Source organism: Microcoleus sp. K1-B1 (genome assembly GCF_036704705.1).
Lineage (GTDB): Bacteria > Cyanobacteriota > Cyanobacteriia > Cyanobacteriales > Microcoleaceae > Microcoleus.
Window position 1 is genome coordinate 40,575 of the sequence record NZ_JAUBSH010000028.1, and the last position, 17,031, is coordinate 57,605.

The following is a 17,031-nucleotide window of genomic DNA, read 5'->3' on the forward strand; positions in this document are numbered from 1 at the left end:
CAACACCGAGGTTTGTGGACTGATTGGGGTGATCATCGCCCCAATCATTTTAATTTTAAATGATTTAGCGTCCTGACGGTAGCTTGAGTTCGATACCCAGCTTTTGACCGACATCGATCGCCGTATTAGCAAAATCAGTCATGCCTGCGATCGGAATTGCGATCGCAGTACCCGCCGCTAAAAGACCTGTTAAGCTTTTCTTTAATCTGGTTTTATTCCATTGGCTTTCCGGTTTCTTAATTTCCGCTTCGACATCTTCAATATCGATAATTATCCCCTCGCGGATGTCTTCGGGAAACTGCGTCGCGGTTTCACGCATTGATGAGATTAATTGGAGAATTTCCGCAGTATTGGCATTATTGATTTGCTTGAATTCATTATTGCTAACTTGCGCGTTGTCGCTGCCTATAACACCGGACATCGGGCCATTGAAGTTGTTGGTTTTGGAAGAGTTTTCAGTCATAACTTTTGCTTCGGCTGTAATATTAGTGGGTTTGCTAGCGAGTCGTTTAGCGATATCTACAAGGTCGTCATATTCTCTTCCGTATTTTTCATCGCCCATTTGGTTTCTGCGCCGAATTTCGATCGACTCATAACCATCCAGCAACTGTCGCAAATCCAGCCAGAGTTTAAGTTTGCCGACCAAATATTTATTCTGGCCCTCAGACTCGTGTCCCAGCAGTTCCTCGTAATCCAGCGGGTTAGCATCGGGATAACCCGGAACCGGCACCCATTGACTGATTTCCAGATTCGCAAAAGAGTTGTGGATTGTGCTAAACGTATCGCGGATCATGCTGAGAAAAGAGCGCCGCGTCGATTCCCGCCCGCTAACAGCAATAAAGATTTTCTCATCTTCCGGGTCAGATTTAATCCGGGCGATGTTGTACACCTCAGCGCCTTCCCTGTACTCCAGCATAACCCCCGTGCGCCAGTGGGTGCGGTTGTGGATTTTCTCGTGCATGAGGACGATGAAACGCGAGAGAATGCTGTCGGGGAGGATGCGGTAGTGATATTGAAATTCCAGGGTTTCGCCTTCGAGTTCGGTATTTTCCGGTTCTTCTTTGGGCAAAATGCCGGGGATGAGGAAAGTCGGCGCGGGACAATGGCTGACGGGGAAGCAGAGTTCAAATTCCTCCATCAACCCAGTGAGGCAGTGGTAGCGGCGGCTGGGATATTTATTTGAGTCGAGGATGCGGCTGAGGTCGGCGTAGGTGAGAATGCCTTTGGTTTTGACTTTGAGTGCGTCGTCGCTGAGGAGGGCATAGATGCCTTCAGTCACCCAGTGGGGATTGAGGATGTTGGTGGATTGCAGGATCGGGTGTTCGCGGAAGTTGAGGACAATGCCCAGGTTGTGCAGCAGTCCGATGAGTTGGGTTTGGTCGGTTTCTTCAAAGATGTTTTCTTTGGCGCAGATGGTGGCGTATTCGCTGATGCTGATGATGTCTTTGTCCAGGTTTTCCAGGCGCTGCTTGACTTGGAACCAGCTTAGCGGCAAAAGATCGTAGACTTCTTTGAGTTGGGAGATTTCGGTGTGGATGGCGCTGCGGAGTTCCTCGATGCCGGTTCCGCTTTGGCAGGAGGTTTCGAGAATCGCTTTGATGTTGGGATATTTGTCGCGCAAGGCTTTGCGGTTGAGATCCAGGGGTTGTTCGTCGCATTTGTTGCCGACGAGGATGACGGGGGAGGCGTCGCCGAAGCTTTCGATCAGTTTCAGCCAGTATTCTAGGCGGTTTTCGTCTTCGCTGGTGCGGCAGTTGCACACGAGGAGGTAGAGGCTGCGTTTGGTAAGGAAAAATTGGTGGGTGGCGTGGTAGATTTCTTGTCCGCCGAAGTCCCAGACGTTGAGTTTGACCTGTTTGGTGTTAACTGTAATTTTCCAGTCTGTGATGTTGAGTCCGTCTGTTTGGGGCTCGTTGGGGTTGTATTTGTTGTGGATGAGGCGGTTGATCAGGCAGGTTTTGCCGACGCTGCCTTGCCCGACGAGGAGGACTTTGGCTTCGTTGAGGGGGCGGACTTCGCCGCTGCGGAGTTGGCGCAGGTAGTTGAAAATGGCGGCGGGAGTACCGGGGGCTTCGTTCCACTTAGGGGGCCCTAGAACTTCTGGAGAAATGGGCAGGGGATTGTCGCGGAGGTCGAGTTTTTCAAGTTTTGCTAGTGTTTCTAAGCATTCCGGAATCTTTTCAATCTGATTGTTTCTGAGGTTAAGCTGTGTCAGATTGGACAGTTGGCCGATCGCATCTGGGATTTGTGTAATTTGATTCTCAATGAGTTCAAGGTATGTCAGATTCGACAGTTGCCCGATCGCTTCGGGAATTTCTGTAATCTGATTGCCACTGAAATAAAGCAATGTCAGATTCGACAGTTGGCCGATCGCATCTGGGATTTGGGTAATCTGATTTTTCCAGAGGTAAAGGTGTGTCAGATGGGACAGTTGGCCGATCGCCTCTGGGATTTGGGTAATTTGATTGTCACTGAGGTCAAGCCATTTCAGATTCGACAGTTGGGCGATCGCATCTGGGATTTGGGTAATTTGATTGTCAATGAGGTCAAGGTATGTCAGATTCGACAGTTGCCCGATCGCATCTGGGATTTGGGTAATCTGATTGCTATTGAGGTCAAGGTATGTCAGATTCGACAGTTTGCCGATCGCATCTGGGATTTGGGTAATCTGATTGCTACTGAGGTCAAGCTGTGTCAGATTCGACAGTTGCCCGATCGCATCTGGGATGGAAGTAATCTGATTCCCACGGAGGTCAAGCTGTGTCAGATTCGATAGTTGCCCGAGCGCATCTGGGATGGAGGTAATCTGATTCCAACGGAGGTCAAGCTGTGTCATATTCGACAGTTGCCCTATCGCATCTGGGATGGAGGTAATCTGATTGAAACTGAGGTCAAGCCCTGTCAGATTCGACAGTTGCCCTATCGCATCTGGGATGGAGGTAATCTGATTGAAACTGAGGTCAAGCTGTGTCAGATTCGACACTTGCCCTATCGCATCTGGGATGGAGGTAATCTGATTGCCTCTGAGGACCAGCCATGTCAAATTTGATAGTTTGCCGATCGCATCTGGGATTTGTATAATCTGATTGCCACTGAGGTCAAGCTGTGTCAGATTTGACAGTTGCCCGATCGCCTCTGGAAGTTCTGTTAAACCAATACTGATTAAATTTAAACTCTTTAATTGCTTCATTTCCAGCAGCAATTCTGGTATCGTTCCGAATGGATTGCCACTGAGGTCGATCGATCGCAAATTTCCCAGAGATCGCACTTCCTCCGGCAGTGCGCTTAATTGATTCGTAATCGGCTGCGGAGTCCATTTACCACCAACACTGCTCGATTGATATACCTTCCCCAAAACCAGAGTCTCAAGCTGCGTACACTTGCCAATCTCCGGCGGCAATTCCTCCAAGTCCAACCCCGACAAATCCAGTTCCGTCAATTTTTCCTCGGCTGCTTGGTCAATTCGCCGCACTGCTTCCTCTCGCGTCATGCCCTTTCTCTCTCGGTAGGATTCATTTTATTGTGACAGGAATTTTTGGTTGGTGGGAGGGGGAATTAGGACACGGCAGTGACCAAGGTGTGACAACATAAGCTGTCAGTCCACCGAGCCTTCTCGCCCACCCGACAGTCCGCCAGGGAATGAATTCCCTGTCTAATAGCGAAAGTCCTCTCAAAGAGGACTAATGAGTTCTTCAGTCGTCTTCAGACGACTTTCGCTTTGAGGCAGGGGTTTCAACCCCTGCCGGACTGCTGGACTATTGGTTGTACCTGGTTGTTGACACCAAGGATCATTGCCATGTCCAACTTTGCCTACGCATCACAACCCGTAGAAACCGGGTTTTTTCCCTTTTCTACGGCTGTCACCAAATATTCTCGCAAAAATCCGGTTTCTGGCCTACGCATCAGTCCTGTTTATGTTAATGGGAGATGGACGATCTGATCTTGGTATTCGTTATCAAACGAACCATCAACAATCACAATCAATTCCTCAATATTTTGCCCAATACTTAAATCCTGATTTAAAACGAAAATCCCTGGAATATGACCACCTTGAGCCAGATGATCTACCAAATGTACGGGCATTGACTTGCGATTGTTTGTCACCAAAATAAAGTTATGCTCCTCACACCACACCAAAATCTCCGGATCGAGAGTGCTTTTTGGGGGTGTACCAATTTCGCCCACGGCCCAAACTACTAAATCAGGGCGTTTTCGCCGAAGTTGTGTAGCATAAATGGGCGTAACATTCTCGTCCATTAAATATTTGAGCGCCATCGATCAAGCACCCTGGATAACAGATTGTCTTTCCCGTTCAGCTTTCAATTTTCGCAATCTTTCTGTCGCAGGATGGGGATTGGCTACTTGGATCTTTCGCTGCTGATGCGACCATTCCAACCAATCTTGCAAATATCTACTTACTGATTCTTGATTCTGTAAATAATACAAAATAGTCGTATAAACTTCTGCCAAAGTTAGAGATGGATAGAGTTGCTGAATTTCTTCTGGGGTGCGTTCCCGATAAAGATACTCATACAGTACCGTCTCAATCCCGATGCGATGTCCTTTAATGCGAATATCATCCGGTGCTAAGAAATCAAAATACTCATTCAGTCCCATATCTAAAATCCCTCTTTTAGCTATCTACTATTCTACTATTCGGTTTGATCGGAAACAATAATGCGATCGATTTGTTCGCAGTGGCGATCGTATTTTTTTTATTTAATGACGAGAAATACCGAAAGAAAGCGGGTTTCTCCGTTCTGCGTGTGATACCTGCTTACTAAAACTTTACCTAATCTAAATATAAACACATAATCAACCTCAATCTCATGTTTTTTACCAACTGATGACAAATGGTGATACGCTTGGGATAGGAAGTTATTTGTTTATGAACCAAATTAAACGTGTTGCCATAGTGGGAGGAACCCACGGAAACGAACTCACAGGAATTTACCTCGTGAAGAAATTCGATCGCGCGCCAGAGTTAATTGGGCGATCGACTTTTGAAACTATCACCCTGCTAGCCAATCCCAAAGCTTGCGAAATCGGGACACGCTACATCGATATCGACCTCAACCGCTGCTTTAGAAAGCAAGATTTAGAAAATCCCCATCTCTCCAGCTATGAAGCGCAGCGGGCAAAAGAAATCTACCGCATTTTTAGCTCAAAAAACACTCATCTGCCCAACTTAATTATCGATTTGCACAGCACCACATCCAACATGGGGCTAACATTGATTCTCGCCAGCCTTCATCCATTTAACCTGCAACTAGCAGCTTATTTAACCTCTGTGTATCCCCACCTCAAGGTACTCGCTTCTACAACCAAGAATCATGATAGTCCTTTGCTGCGATCGCTGTCCGAATTAGGCGGTACGCTGGAAGTTGGTGCAGTGCCGCAAGGGGTATTAGATGCGTCTTTATTTCAGCAAACTGAGCAAGTTGTCGGTACGATATTAGACGGCGTAGAAGCCTACAATCAAGGCACAATGCCTGCTGCAAAGAATCCCCTGACTATTTATCACACCATTGGGGCGATCGACTATCCCAGAAACGAGAACAGAGAAATTCAGGCAATGATTCATCCTCATCTGCAATTCAGAGATTATCAAGCCCTGAATCCCGGCGATCCGATGTTTTTAACCTTGGAGGGTGACTCGGTATTGTATGAAGGTAAATCAACCGTATATCCAATTTTTATTAACGAGGCAGCTTACTACGAAAAAGGAATTGCTATGTGTTTTACCCAAAAGCAAATAGTCAGTCTTGAGTAGAAATTTAAAAATTATTCTTGAGAATTTTCAGGTGACAAAAACTCCTCTTTAGAAGCCGTAGTCAAAGAACGCAATTCCTTCCATATTTCCAAAGTAATAATACAGGTAATCAGCCACACCAAACCAGCCGTATAACCAGCAATAACATCGGTAGGCCAGTGAACTCCTAGATACAGCCGACTCAAACCAATAGCAGCAATTAAGACAACGGTCAAGCTGTAAATCGACCAGCGCTGCTTGGGAAAGCGTTCACCCAAAAAATATCCTAGCAAACCGTAAATAACCATTGAAATCATCGCGTGTCCGCTAGGAAAACTGTAAAATGTTACATTAACAACGCGCTCCCAAAGTTGAGGTCGATCGCGGGCAAAAAGTTTTTTTAACAGTAAATTTAAACCGATCGCTCCCCCAGCCGCGAGCGCAATAGTTGCACCTTCCGAGCGGTGATTGCGCGCTAGCAAAACAATACCCAAGCTCAGACAAATCACTAGCAGCAACTTCGGCTCGCCCAAAAAGGTAAAGCCCAGCATTACTCCATCGCGCAGCGGAGTGTGAAGGCTCCTGAGATATAGTAAAATAGATGTATCGAAAGCGTAACTTTGTTTTCCCAACACGTCTTCGGCAATGGTGGCAAATCCCCACATCCCCAAAGCAGCAACAGCAAGCCCGGCCAGCCGAATTATCGAAATGAGCGATCGAATTTTAGAACCCATTCTTGAATTAATTAAAATTTTAAAATTTCCAACTCAAAATAATACCACAACTATTGGAAACGAAAACCCCTTACCAATCGTCTAGATTCTTGAGCAACTCTATTCTGAATGATTAATTGATTTTTCACTACCCACCTCAGCTTTTACATCCAATCGGCGAATGACTATACTCTCCACAAAATACATTTCTGCAATTTTGTTGACCTTGGGGTTGACAAGTCTTTCTAGCTGTGATAATCAAACAGGAGTCAATGCGCCGATCGCCGAAGCAAACACGATCGCCCAGCGTCTCGTTTCGACCGCAGTCGCCCAAAAGCCCAACAACCCGCAATTCGGTCAGCCGATCGACTGTACCCTAGGCAAAGACTGTTTTGTATTGCTGTATTTCGATCGAGAACCCGGCCCCACCGCCGTCGATTTTGGCTGCGGGCGCCAAACCTACGACGGCCACGACGGCACAGACTTTGCCATTCCCGACGCCAAAGCAATGGCAAAAGGAGTGCCAGTTATTGCCTCCGCAGCAGGCAAAGTTTTGCGAGCACGAGATGGTGTGGTCGATCGGCGTTTACAAAACGAGACAGACAAAGCCAGCATCGCAGGCACAGAATGCGGCAACGGCATGGTAATCGACCACGGCGCAGGCTGGGAAGCCCAATATTGCCACCTCCGCAAAGGCAGCGTTGCCGTCAAACCGGGTACACAGGTAGAAAAAGGCACTGTTTTGGGCATGGTGGGAAACTCTGGGATGGCATCTTTCCCCCACGTACACGTAACTTTTCGCTATCAAGGCAAACCCGTAGATCCCTTTGTCGGGCCCGACGCGAAGGTAGGCTGCAACATCGCCCGCAATCCCATTTGGGACAAACCTCTAGACTATATTTCCACAGGTTTAATTCGGGCCGGTTTTGCCAATAAGCCACCCGATATCAACGCTGTCTGGGAAGGACAATTTTCCGAGACTCAACTCCCTGCAAACAGTCCAGCTTTGTTGTTTTGGGTGCAAAGTTACGGAGTGCTCAAGGGCGATCGCGAACAATACAAATTATTTGCACCCAACGGCACAACCATCGCCGATCAAACCAATGAAATTAAAGCCCCCAGCCGTACTTGGTTGGGTTATGTCGGCAAAAGAAACAGTACAAATTCTCCTCTGATTTCCGGAGTTTGGCGGGCCGAATACCGGTTGACGCGGGGCGATCGAGTTTTGACAGAAGTAAAGCGAGAAGTTGAGTTGCGTTAGTCCGTTGACGGTTGACGGTTGACGGTTGACGGTTGACGGTTGACTGTTCGCAGTATTTAATCCGTGTATCCGTGTCAAAATCACTCTCTTCCTTCTTCCAACTTCGGTCTTCCTGACCGAAAGCATCCAGGATACAAGCCCCCGGATTCATTCCGAAAGCAGACTCAGGACCCAGAAATAAAAAACCTGTATCTGAGAAACTTGCCCCCCGAATTTATCCGTGGGGTCAATGCTTCAATTCTTTAATCTAAAATCTCAAATCTAAAATCGATTGACCTCCGTTACATCCGTTAAATCCGTCGAGCGAATCCGTTGCCGAACTTCCTTCTTCCTTCCGAAGATTATTTCAGCAGCCAGCCAAATAATTCTCCGACACTCAACCGCAGTTCGTTAGCGAAGGACGGCACAGGTAGCAGCATTTCTGGTTCATCAAATACTGCTGTCTGTTGCTGGGGAACATAAACAAAAACGCATTGTTCGTCGGGATCGATCAGCCAGCCCATTTGAGTTTGATGATTTAAGCAGTGCAGAATATTTTTAGTAACTTTAGTTTGACTTTGTTCTGGCGACAAAATCTCAATTGTCCAATCAGGAGCTATGGGAAAGACATTAGCAATTTCGCCGTTATCATCGGCGGGAATTCTGTTCCAGACAAATACTGAAACATCAGGAACTGTTGACCTGCCACCAAAGGTACACCGGAGTTCTGGAAATGCTCGTGCAACTTTTTTGGGTTTTAATATAGCGTTAATGAAAATAATTAGTTCGCATTGAGTCGCACTGTGTTTTCCTTGGGGCATGGGCTTCTGAATAATTTGATTGTCAATGTATTCGCTGGCCGGTTTGGTTTCGGGTAGTTGGAGAAACTCTTCTAAAGTTAAGGATTTTAATCTTGTTTGTACCATTTTAAGTCCTCCTCTAATGAAGTAGATCTTTGAGCAGCAGTCTAGTCTAAGGCAAATTGTTCCAAGCTTGAGCCACAATGTCGCTCAGCCATAGCCTCTGAGCAAAATCGAGCAGATTGTCATCGGCGAGTACCTCAGCCTTCAATTCATCCAAAGACTGAGATCGCGATCGAGCTATTTGAATCACACCCGCGATCGCCGACGCCACCAATTCTTCATTCAGCGGCTGCTGTCGCAAAGCAATCATTTCTTGAGGATTCGTAGGAATGGGATAATTCATAGAAGTGCATACCGAAAGGAGTAGATATTCAGCCAGTGCGGGCCAACCGAGAGCAAGAGCGATCGAAAACCTAAAAATCTGAGAACATTGTAAACTTATTTAAAACTCAATAAGTATTCGGGAGTATAGCCTACTTTGCTCCCTTGTCAACTCCCCCATCTTTATTAATTTATTCAGAATTGAGAGCCTAATCATGCAAGAAATTCTTTATCTAGAAGTCCCGACACCGGATACAGCAGCCGTCTGCACTTGGTTGCAGCACGAATTCGATCCCGGAATCGGAGAAAAAATTATTACTGCTGACGGCTTTCGCCTGCTTTCACCAGCCACAACAGCCGAGGTTCTCAAGCCTGGAACTCAAAATGCCAATCCCAAACCCCCTTTCGCTGACCCCAATTCAGGAAACCCAAATTGGCGATCGACAGAACTTTCCACTTTTGTCTGGTCATTGCAACGCACCACTTATTTAAAAGTCTTTCGTCTAGAAGAGGCGCCTGCTGGAGAAAGAAAGTTCCTGGAAGCTCTGAATCTTGCTGTGAGAAACAAGTTTCCCGATCGCTACCGGGAACCCCCTGTCATAGACCTCTCCAAACAGTCAATTTTTGAGGCTCTTGCCCCCTATTACCCCTTGACCGTCAAATACTTCCAAAAAATGCCTCAAGGCGAATACGACCTCAAGCGCGTCTACTGGTGGGAACAGCGTTGGCGCGAAGGCACTCGCAATCCTCAAACGCCAAAACAAGTTGTGTTTTTGAAGGAAGAGGGAACAGGGAAGAAGGAAGAAGGAAGAGGGAAGAGGGAAGAAGGAAGAGGGAAGAAGCAAGAAGACACGATTTCGGTGTCTGATTCTGGCGATACTTTTTACGACTTAATTTATATTGGCGGGGCCTTGGGAGTGATTCACGCCGCAGTCATGGCGAGATTGGGCTACCGGGTGCTGCTAGTTGAACGAATGCCTTTCGGGCGAATGAATCGCGAGTGGAATATTTCGCGGGATGAAATTCAAAGCTTAATTGATTTGGGTTTATTTACTGCTGCAGAAATAGAAACTTTGATTGCCAGAGAATACAAAGATGGCTACAACAAGTTTTTTGATGCTAACAATCCGCCCGTGGCTCAAGCACCAGTTCTGCACACACCAAAGGTACTCAATGTAGCTTTGGACGGGGAGAAATTGCTAAATTTAGCGGGAGTTAAGCTAACAGAAGCTGGTGGAGAAATTTGGGACGAAACTGACTTTGTTAGAGCCGATGTTGCAGCGGAAAAAGTAGTAGTTCAGGGCCGCCACTTGCCGACAAAAGCCGATCGCACTGCATTAGGACGGCTGCTGGTGGATGCAATGGGTTCGGCTTCTCCCATCGCTTGGCAATTGAACGAAGGGCGGACTTTTGATAGCGTTTGTCCGACAGTGGGAGCAGTCATCGACGGAGGATTTGAGCCGGGAGTATGGGATTCCGAGTACGGGGATGTACTCCACACTCACGGGGACGTTTCCCGCGGACGCCAGCTCATTTGGGAGTTGTTTCCTGGCGCCGGCACAGAACTGACAGTTTATCTATTTCACTACCACCAAGTACATCCAGAGAACCCCGGTTCTTTGCTGGAAATGTACGAGGATTTTTTCGCAATTTTGCCGGAATACCGTCGCTGCGATGTCGATAAATTGGTGTGGAAAAAACCGACCTTTGGTTATATTCCGGGGCATTTTAGCAGCAACAGCGGTGATCGCTCCGTGGCGATCGATCGCCTAGTCTCGATCGGCGACGCAGCATCTCTGCAATCTCCCCTCGTTTTCACAGGCTTCGGCTCCCTCGTCCGCAATCTTTTCCGCTTAACAGACCTGTTGGATACAGCTTTAAAGCACAATTTGTTGACGGCAAATCACTTAAACCAAATTCGCGCCTACCAGAGCAATGTTTCAGTAACTTGGCTATTTTCTAAAGGCATGATGGTTCCTACCGGAAGCAGTTTGCCACCCCAAAGAATTAATTCAATTCTCAATACCTTTTTCGGTATTTTGGCCGCACAAAAACTCGCTGTAGCCGAAACTTTTATTAAAGACAGAACCGACTGGCTAACTTTCAATCGACTGGCGATCGAAGCAGCAGGGAAAAACCCTTCTCTCCTCTTGTGGATTTTAGATTTTGTCACCTTGGGGGATATTTGGCGCTGGCTGGGAAGTTACTTGAATTTTACTCTGCTGGCTTTGGCCAGTTTGCTGTTCGGATGGCTTCCCAGCTTCGCCCGCAGGGTACAGCCTTGGTTGGAACCCCGGTATCCGGCTGTTTGGCTGTGGCTGTTGGCTACCAGCTATGCTCTCACCTACGGCATGGGAAAGGGGAGAAAAGAGTGTTGAGTTTTGAGTGTGGACTCAAAACTAGCAACTCTCATATCCAATCCGTTAGCATCGGAATAGTAAATTGGAGTTCACTGTTGACTGTTCACTGTTGACTGTTTACTGTCAACCGTCAACCGTCAACATCATTCCGGTGTTACCGGAAATGATATCAGTTCGCTATCGAAAACTCGGCAATTCAATTTCAGCTAGCGATCGACGTTTTTTAGAAGCCCGCAGCGGACTGGCAATCAAGCTCAGCCAGTCTGGTTGGGCGACTGCTGTAGGTTTTGCCAGACTCGATCGCACTTCTTGAATGCCAAAGGTTTCAACAGAGTTCAAAATTTGAAAAGCCCTAGCCAATTCTTGGGCCTCCACTTTGGTAGCAGTTTCGGGTTCAGACTCAGCCATCGGCAGTTCAGGTTCCGCAACCGGTTCGGCCGAGTCTGTTGCCGGCTCATCAGGTTGGTAGGTTTCGCTCTTCTGTAATTGAATGCCGGATACTTCGGCTAATTTGTTGAGTTCCAGATTGGTGGCTGGGACTTCAGGCTCGATCGCCTCAACAGCAGCGGCAACCTCTGGAAGCTCTTCTGATTCCGACCAAGGTTGGACAGGGGAAGCGTTGAAGGCTGGCGGCACCGGCATCTGAGAGCTTTTGACCGCCGCGAGCAAAGATTCTAATTGTGCGCTGGCGGTGTCCAGATTATTGTCAGGCGGCTCGATCTTCGGCGACTTTACCTGCGGTCTGTCCAAACTTCTTTCCAAGGCAGCTTTGAATTGCAGAGTGTGGCGCTGCTGGCGGTGCAAGCGAGCTCGCAATTCCCTGCAAATATTTTCTGTGGCTACTAACTGGTGTAACTGTTCGTTGTAGCGCTGCACAGTAGACGCACATTCTCGCTCAACAGTCGCTAGCCTGAGTTGGCTGGTTGCCAACTGATTTCTTAAACTTTCGACTAAAATTTCTTGACTTTGGAGGGTTTGATGGGAAACTTCCACTTTGCCAAACAGCCGCGTCAATTGTTCTTGAGCATTTTCGAGTTCTGCAGTCCGCTGTTCTAGCAAAGTTTCGCGATTCTGCAAGGTTTTTTGGGACTCTTCCAGAGCTGTTTCTAGCTGGGCGATGCGCTGCAAAAGGTCGCGGTTGCATTCGTGCAGCGCTTGCATAAGGGTGACTGGGGTCGATCCTTTGCCCTTGGCCTGTTCGGCATTCCCAAGCATATTTTTTAGATTGTCTGAAATCGGGGGCGATCCCGCCTCCGCCGGCTGTGTCGGAGATTGCGAATTTTTTGTTTCCGGTTTTGTGGGAATTGCATCTACGCTGATGGCGTTGGGAAAATCTACTGTTTGCCAGTCTTCTTCTGGCTGTTGGGGAACCGTTGCGGGAGTGTCTGTTGCATCGGGGGCGATCGGCTCAAAACCCCCAGTAGCAGCAAAATCTGAATGAAATGGTTCGGTATCGGATGGAACAGCAGGGTGCGGTTGGTGCTGATGGGCTCGAAGATCAGCTTCTGACATGGCTTTTTATCCCAATACTCACAGGGTCTCAGATACAGTCTATCCTTAGAGATTCTACAGAAGGAAGCCCCTAATTGACACTCTTCGGGCTAAAGCCACGGAGATTCTTAAGACTTAAGTCTTAAATGCGCTGTCAAATCGCATCTACACGCTCGAAACAACTACTGGCACCAGAAGTATTGCTGTTGCGCTTACTTTTGTTTTTAGATTGCTTTCTGATTCCATCAATAATCCAGTTAGGTACGCTCAACGACTCACTATTACGTGTTTGGACAGGCTCGGCATTGCCGAGTAGCGATCCAACCCAGGAGTTTCACCTTATGAAATCGTTTCAACACGTAGATGGTTGTTCTTACTTGCCTGTCTAAATTCTCAACTTTAGCTTAGAATTTATTAGATCTTTTAACAAAGTTTTATAATTAAAGCCGTCCTAGAAAGACGGGGCTTCAAACCCAATTTTTTGGTGATAGTTTTGGCATTTTTCCGGTTTTTTGCGACCATAACCTCTGAATCGAGTGGCGCGATCGATCGAACTACAACCCGAACTCAAATTAAGGCGTAAGATGGGCCTGTGAGTTTTTCGCCCAGAGTCCTATCAAAATAATTTTTCCCGATATCTAACGCACTGTTTCGGTATCCCGGCGATCGCCTAAGCTTTAACAACTGCACAATGTTTGTCAATGATTGCTGGAACTTCTGCCGGTGCAATGCGGCTGTAGCGAGTTTTGTCCGGCATCACAACTATATTTGGGCCTGCTTTACACTGTTTGAGACATCCGGTTCCCTGTACTGTCACTTTGTCTTCTAAACCGCGCGCATTCAAAGCATTTTCTAAAGCTTTACAGACTCCTCCAGCGCCCCGCTTCAGGCACTCTGATTTTTGACATACTAATATTTTGGTTTGGGTTTTTGCCGGAGCTTTTACAGTTTTAGCTGCTGTGGGAGAGCTGACTTCGGTTTTAGCGATCGCGCGATCGTCCGATGTCAATACCGCAACAGGCCCATTGGTGGAGTCAAGGAGTTCGTGCGATCGGTCATTGTGACCCTGAGCCAGCTTGAGGCTACGAGCTTTAAGTTTTATTTTACCGTTTTTCAAGTTTAGTTCTTTCTCACCTGCAACTTGAACTCTCAACCCAGGTGTCAAAATAGGCGACAGAAATGCGCGCAATTCCTTGCAAAGTTTAACAAGATATTCTACTCCGCGATCGCTACTAATTCGCAAATATTTAAGTTTGCAGCCATCTTCAATAATCAGGCCGAGGATTTCTCCCTCTAAGTTGAATTCGGAAACTTGCTTGCCAGACTTATACATTGTTATAACTCCTTTAAATCCGTTACATCAGTTACATCTTCTACACTGCTCGTTGCCGAACTTCCTTCTACCTTTAGCCCCTTTGCCAGCAGTATTCCAGCCACTGCACCAGTTCGCATCGAGGGGCACTGACTTGCCTCAACACGCTCATTAACTGAGCCGCTTGTTTAACATTGTTGACTTTTGCCCGCAAAGGTTGGTCAACCGCACACCAGCAGGGAATTTCTAGTTCTTGCAAGCGTTTGTAAACTTGCCACCTATCTAGCCAACTAACTTGCACAATGTCACAAACTTCTAATTCTGGATCTGCTGGATTCATTTTTTAACAACAGTAATAATTTGCATTAATTTTTACCCTGAATGGTAGCGGGTAGAAGTTAAAAGCCAGATTTCAGCAGAGCATCAAAGATGATCAAAAGCCCTTCCTGAAAAATTCTGCCTTTTGCCTTCTGCCTTCTGCCTTCAGAAGGTTCGCCCCACTTTCAGGAAGCGTTCAGAACGAGGATCTTGTTCCAGCATAACCCAACTGCTAATAATTCTCAATAGGTTTACAAAAAAAATTTCCTACTCTACAAAATCTTCCACTATCGAGGCAGACACTGCTTGACGGGTAAATTTACGGTGCTAGACTGACTCTATTGGCAACAAAACTGCCTATTGAGAGGAGAACACACATGGCTGAGACTCAGAGTGCATTGAGACCGTTTGGGCACATAGCCGAAAACCCAGTTCTACTGGAACATTCAGTCACAGCACCGATTTGTGAAGGGATGAACGCGCTGCTGGCCAGTTTTCAGGCTCTATACCTGCAATATCAAAAACATCATTTTGTGGTGGAAGGGGCAGAATTTTACTCCTTGCACAAATTCTTTGAAGAAAGCTACGGAGAAGCTCAAGATAGCGTCCACGAGTTGGGCGAACGGTTAAACGGGTTGGGTGGCATACCAGCAGCGGGTTTTAGCAAGTTAGCTGAGTTGTGCTGTTTCGAGCCGGAAGCAGACGGCGTGTATTCCTGTCGCCAAATGCTAGAACACGATTTGACAGCGGAACAAGCTATTATAGGTTTGCTGCGCCGTCAAGCAGGACAAGCAGAAAGTTTGGGCGATCGAGCTACGCGCTACCTCTACGAAAAAATCCTGCTAAAAACAGAAGAGCGGGCTTATCACATTTCCCACTTCCTCGCCCCCGATACCTTAGTGCAGTTGAACTTGAACTAACAATTCTTCTTCGTCTTCCTTAGCACACGTGGCACAGGCGTCTCGCCTGTGAATTTTGAGAAAAAAAGCGAGCAGTTTTGTGACTGCCCGCTTTTTTTATACAAAGTGCGTTTATCCGCCCAGAATTAAGGCGCTAAAGCGTTGCCCCGTAACAAGCTACCAATGGTTTTCGCAGTAATCTTCATCTGGATGAAAGGATTTGCTGGTACTACTGTCTTATACAAGTAGCTATCGAATGTGAGCTTCTGCACGTCGCGATCGGCACACATTTCCACAAAAGCTTCGCGAGTAGCGTCGGAACGGTAGAACACGCGCTGCAAAATGTCGAGAACTTTGTAAGTAATGCCGTAGGCTTTATCCCACCGCTTCAGGTAAATCTTAATTTCCTCTTCAGTCGGAATGCGCGCGCCTTTATTGGAAATCTCCACAATAGTTTCGGCGCACATCCGGCCAGACTTGGCAGCAAAATAGATACCTTCGCCGGAAGACTTGGTAACGTAACCTGCAGCGTCGCCTACGAGAGCAACTCGGCCGACAACCCGGCGGGGACGCGGATGTTCCGGAATTGGGTGAGCTTCCACTTTAATAATCTCACCGCCCATCAGTTTTTTGGCAGCGCGGGCGCGGACTCCTGCTTGCAGCTTTTTGATGCTGGCTTGATTGACTTTCATCGTGCCGGTACCGACGGCTACGTGGTCGTATTTGGGGAACACCCAAGCGTAGAAGTCGGTAGATACGTCGTCGCCGACGTACATTTCGGCTAAGTCTTCGTAGTAAGCCATTTTATCTTCTGGCAGGCGGATGCGCTCTTGGAAGGCGATCGCATAATTGTAATCACCAGCGTCGATCGCCTTTGCTACGCGGGAGTTAGCGCCGTCAGCCCCGATTACCAAATCCACCTTCAGAGTTTTCTGAATTCCCATTGCGCTGCCGTCGGAGTGGTCGGCATAGTGGAGAGTGTAGGGGTCTGTATTGTTGCCGGGAATTTCTAATTTGTGAACGGTGCCGTTAATCAATTTTGCACCCAACGAAGCTGCCCGATCGCGCAGGAAGCCGTCGAGCACTTCGCGGCGGCACATACCGATGTATTCATGTGCGTTTTCAATATTGATGTCCACCTCGACGTTGGAGGGGGAGATCATTTTCATTTTTCTGACTTGGCGGTCAATAATACTTTGCGGCAAGTCAAATTCGCTGACCATGCACAGGGGAATCGCCCCACCGCAGGGTTTGGCGTTGTCTAATTTACGCTCGAATAGGTATGTTTCGATGCCTGCTTTTACCAATGTTTCGGCGGCGGAAGAACCCGCAGGGCCTGAACCTACTACTGCAACCCTTAGTGTCAAAGCTTTTCTCTCCAGTTTTTTTCTATAGGCATTACTCAGGTGTGATGGTATCACGGAGTTTGGATGCGGTGGGGTGAAGCTGGGGAGATTTCAATGAAATGAAACAGAGCTTAACAGTTCGATACGAAAATCGGGTTTCGGGCGAGGGGTGCGATCGAATATCTTAAATCTTTCCGTGTAGATGAAGGTAGATGGACGGTGATGTGCGATCGAACATTTTGCCCTATTTTCTAAGAACAGGCTTTCCGGTCTGTTCCACAAAGAATGAATTTTCTGCTTGTGGGGAGTAGGGGTTGGGCATCTTGCCCGCCCTGATAGGAACAGGCTTTCGGGCCTGTTCCACAACAGATAAATTTTCTGCTTGTGGGGAGTAGGGGTTGGGCATCTTGCCCGCC

General features: G+C 47.4%; 14 protein-coding genes. 4 read left to right on the plus strand and 10 right to left on the minus strand.

The genetic code is table 11. From position 1 onward, the window contains the following. Window positions 1-64: 64 nt before the first annotated feature. The 3 genes from QUA83_RS12960 to QUA83_RS12970 form a co-directional block, all read right to left on the minus strand. A complete protein-coding gene (locus tag QUA83_RS12960) occupies window positions 65-3,490 on the minus strand; it encodes a leucine-rich repeat protein (protein WP_333293548.1) in 3,426 nt (1,141 codons plus the stop codon). Between the two features lie 422 nt (window positions 3,491-3,912). Further along, on the minus strand, window positions 3,913-4,257 hold the full coding sequence (locus tag QUA83_RS12965) for a DUF5615 family PIN-like protein (RefSeq protein WP_333293549.1): 345 nt from the start codon (window positions 4,255-4,257) through the stop codon (window positions 3,913-3,915). Window positions 4,258-4,278: 21 nt separating this feature from the next. Continuing rightward, window positions 4,279-4,617, minus strand: coding sequence for a DUF433 domain-containing protein (locus tag QUA83_RS12970; RefSeq protein ID WP_190735861.1), 339 nt, complete (start codon window positions 4,615-4,617; stop codon window positions 4,279-4,281). Between the two features lie 271 nt (window positions 4,618-4,888). Here QUA83_RS12970 and QUA83_RS12975 point away from each other — a divergent pair, with 271 nt between their 5' ends. Next, on the plus strand, window positions 4,889-5,773 hold the full coding sequence (locus QUA83_RS12975; RefSeq protein WP_333293550.1) for an aspartoacylase: 885 nt from the start codon (window positions 4,889-4,891) through the stop codon (window positions 5,771-5,773). Window positions 5,774-5,784: 11 nt separating this feature from the next. On the opposite strand, the gene QUA83_RS12980 is transcribed toward QUA83_RS12975, so the two are convergent. Continuing rightward, a complete protein-coding gene (locus QUA83_RS12980; RefSeq protein ID WP_333293551.1) occupies window positions 5,785-6,486 on the minus strand; it encodes a phosphatase PAP2 family protein in 702 nt (233 codons plus the stop codon). Window positions 6,487-6,646: 160 nt separating this feature from the next. Here QUA83_RS12980 and QUA83_RS12985 point away from each other — a divergent pair, with 160 nt between their 5' ends. Beyond that, the gene (locus QUA83_RS12985; RefSeq protein WP_333293552.1) at window positions 6,647-7,726 is read left to right on the plus strand and encodes a M23 family metallopeptidase; all 1,080 of its coding nucleotides are present in this window, start codon (window positions 6,647-6,649) and stop codon (window positions 7,724-7,726) included. Between the two features lie 341 nt (window positions 7,727-8,067). Here the strand turns inward: QUA83_RS12985 and QUA83_RS12990 are convergent, their stop codons facing one another. Together QUA83_RS12990 and QUA83_RS12995 are read right to left on the minus strand one after the other, a co-directional pair. Next, complete coding sequence (locus QUA83_RS12990; RefSeq protein WP_333229874.1) at window positions 8,068-8,631, minus strand: Uma2 family endonuclease; 564 nt, start codon at window positions 8,629-8,631, stop codon at window positions 8,068-8,070. 46 nt (window positions 8,632-8,677) lie between these two features. Beyond that, the gene (locus tag QUA83_RS12995; protein ID WP_190662685.1) at window positions 8,678-8,911 is read right to left on the minus strand and encodes a hypothetical protein; all 234 of its coding nucleotides are present in this window, start codon (window positions 8,909-8,911) and stop codon (window positions 8,678-8,680) included. A 193-nt stretch (window positions 8,912-9,104) separates the two neighbouring features. Between QUA83_RS12995 and QUA83_RS13000 the strand changes: the two genes are divergently transcribed. Continuing rightward, complete coding sequence (locus QUA83_RS13000) at window positions 9,105-11,267, plus strand: flavin-dependent dehydrogenase (RefSeq protein ID WP_333293553.1); 2,163 nt, start codon at window positions 9,105-9,107, stop codon at window positions 11,265-11,267. A 159-nt stretch (window positions 11,268-11,426) separates the two neighbouring features. Here QUA83_RS13000 and QUA83_RS13005 read toward each other — a convergent pair whose 3' ends face one another. The 3 genes from QUA83_RS13005 to QUA83_RS13015 form a co-directional block, all read right to left on the minus strand. After that, window positions 11,427-12,761: a hypothetical protein gene (locus QUA83_RS13005; RefSeq protein WP_333293554.1), complete on the minus strand. Its 1,335-nt coding sequence runs from the start codon at window positions 12,759-12,761 to the stop codon at window positions 11,427-11,429. Window positions 12,762-13,410: 649 nt separating this feature from the next. Then, window positions 13,411-14,073 (minus strand): (2Fe-2S) ferredoxin domain-containing protein, encoded by a 663-nt coding sequence (locus QUA83_RS13010; RefSeq protein WP_333293555.1) that lies wholly within the window; start codon window positions 14,071-14,073, stop codon window positions 13,411-13,413. A gap of 73 nt (window positions 14,074-14,146) precedes the next feature. Beyond that, entirely contained in the window at window positions 14,147-14,392 is a 246-nt protein-coding gene (locus QUA83_RS13015) for an Asr1405/Asl0597 family protein (protein ID WP_333293556.1), read from the minus strand. 355 nt (window positions 14,393-14,747) lie between these two features. Between QUA83_RS13015 and QUA83_RS13020 the strand changes: the two genes are divergently transcribed. Further along, the gene (locus tag QUA83_RS13020; protein ID WP_333293557.1) at window positions 14,748-15,290 is read left to right on the plus strand and encodes a Dps family protein; all 543 of its coding nucleotides are present in this window, start codon (window positions 14,748-14,750) and stop codon (window positions 15,288-15,290) included. Window positions 15,291-15,415: 125 nt separating this feature from the next. On the opposite strand, the gene chlP is transcribed toward QUA83_RS13020, so the two are convergent. Beyond that, complete coding sequence (gene chlP, locus QUA83_RS13025; protein ID WP_333293558.1) at window positions 15,416-16,636, minus strand: geranylgeranyl reductase; 1,221 nt, start codon at window positions 16,634-16,636, stop codon at window positions 15,416-15,418. Window positions 16,637-17,031: the final 395 nt, after the last annotated feature.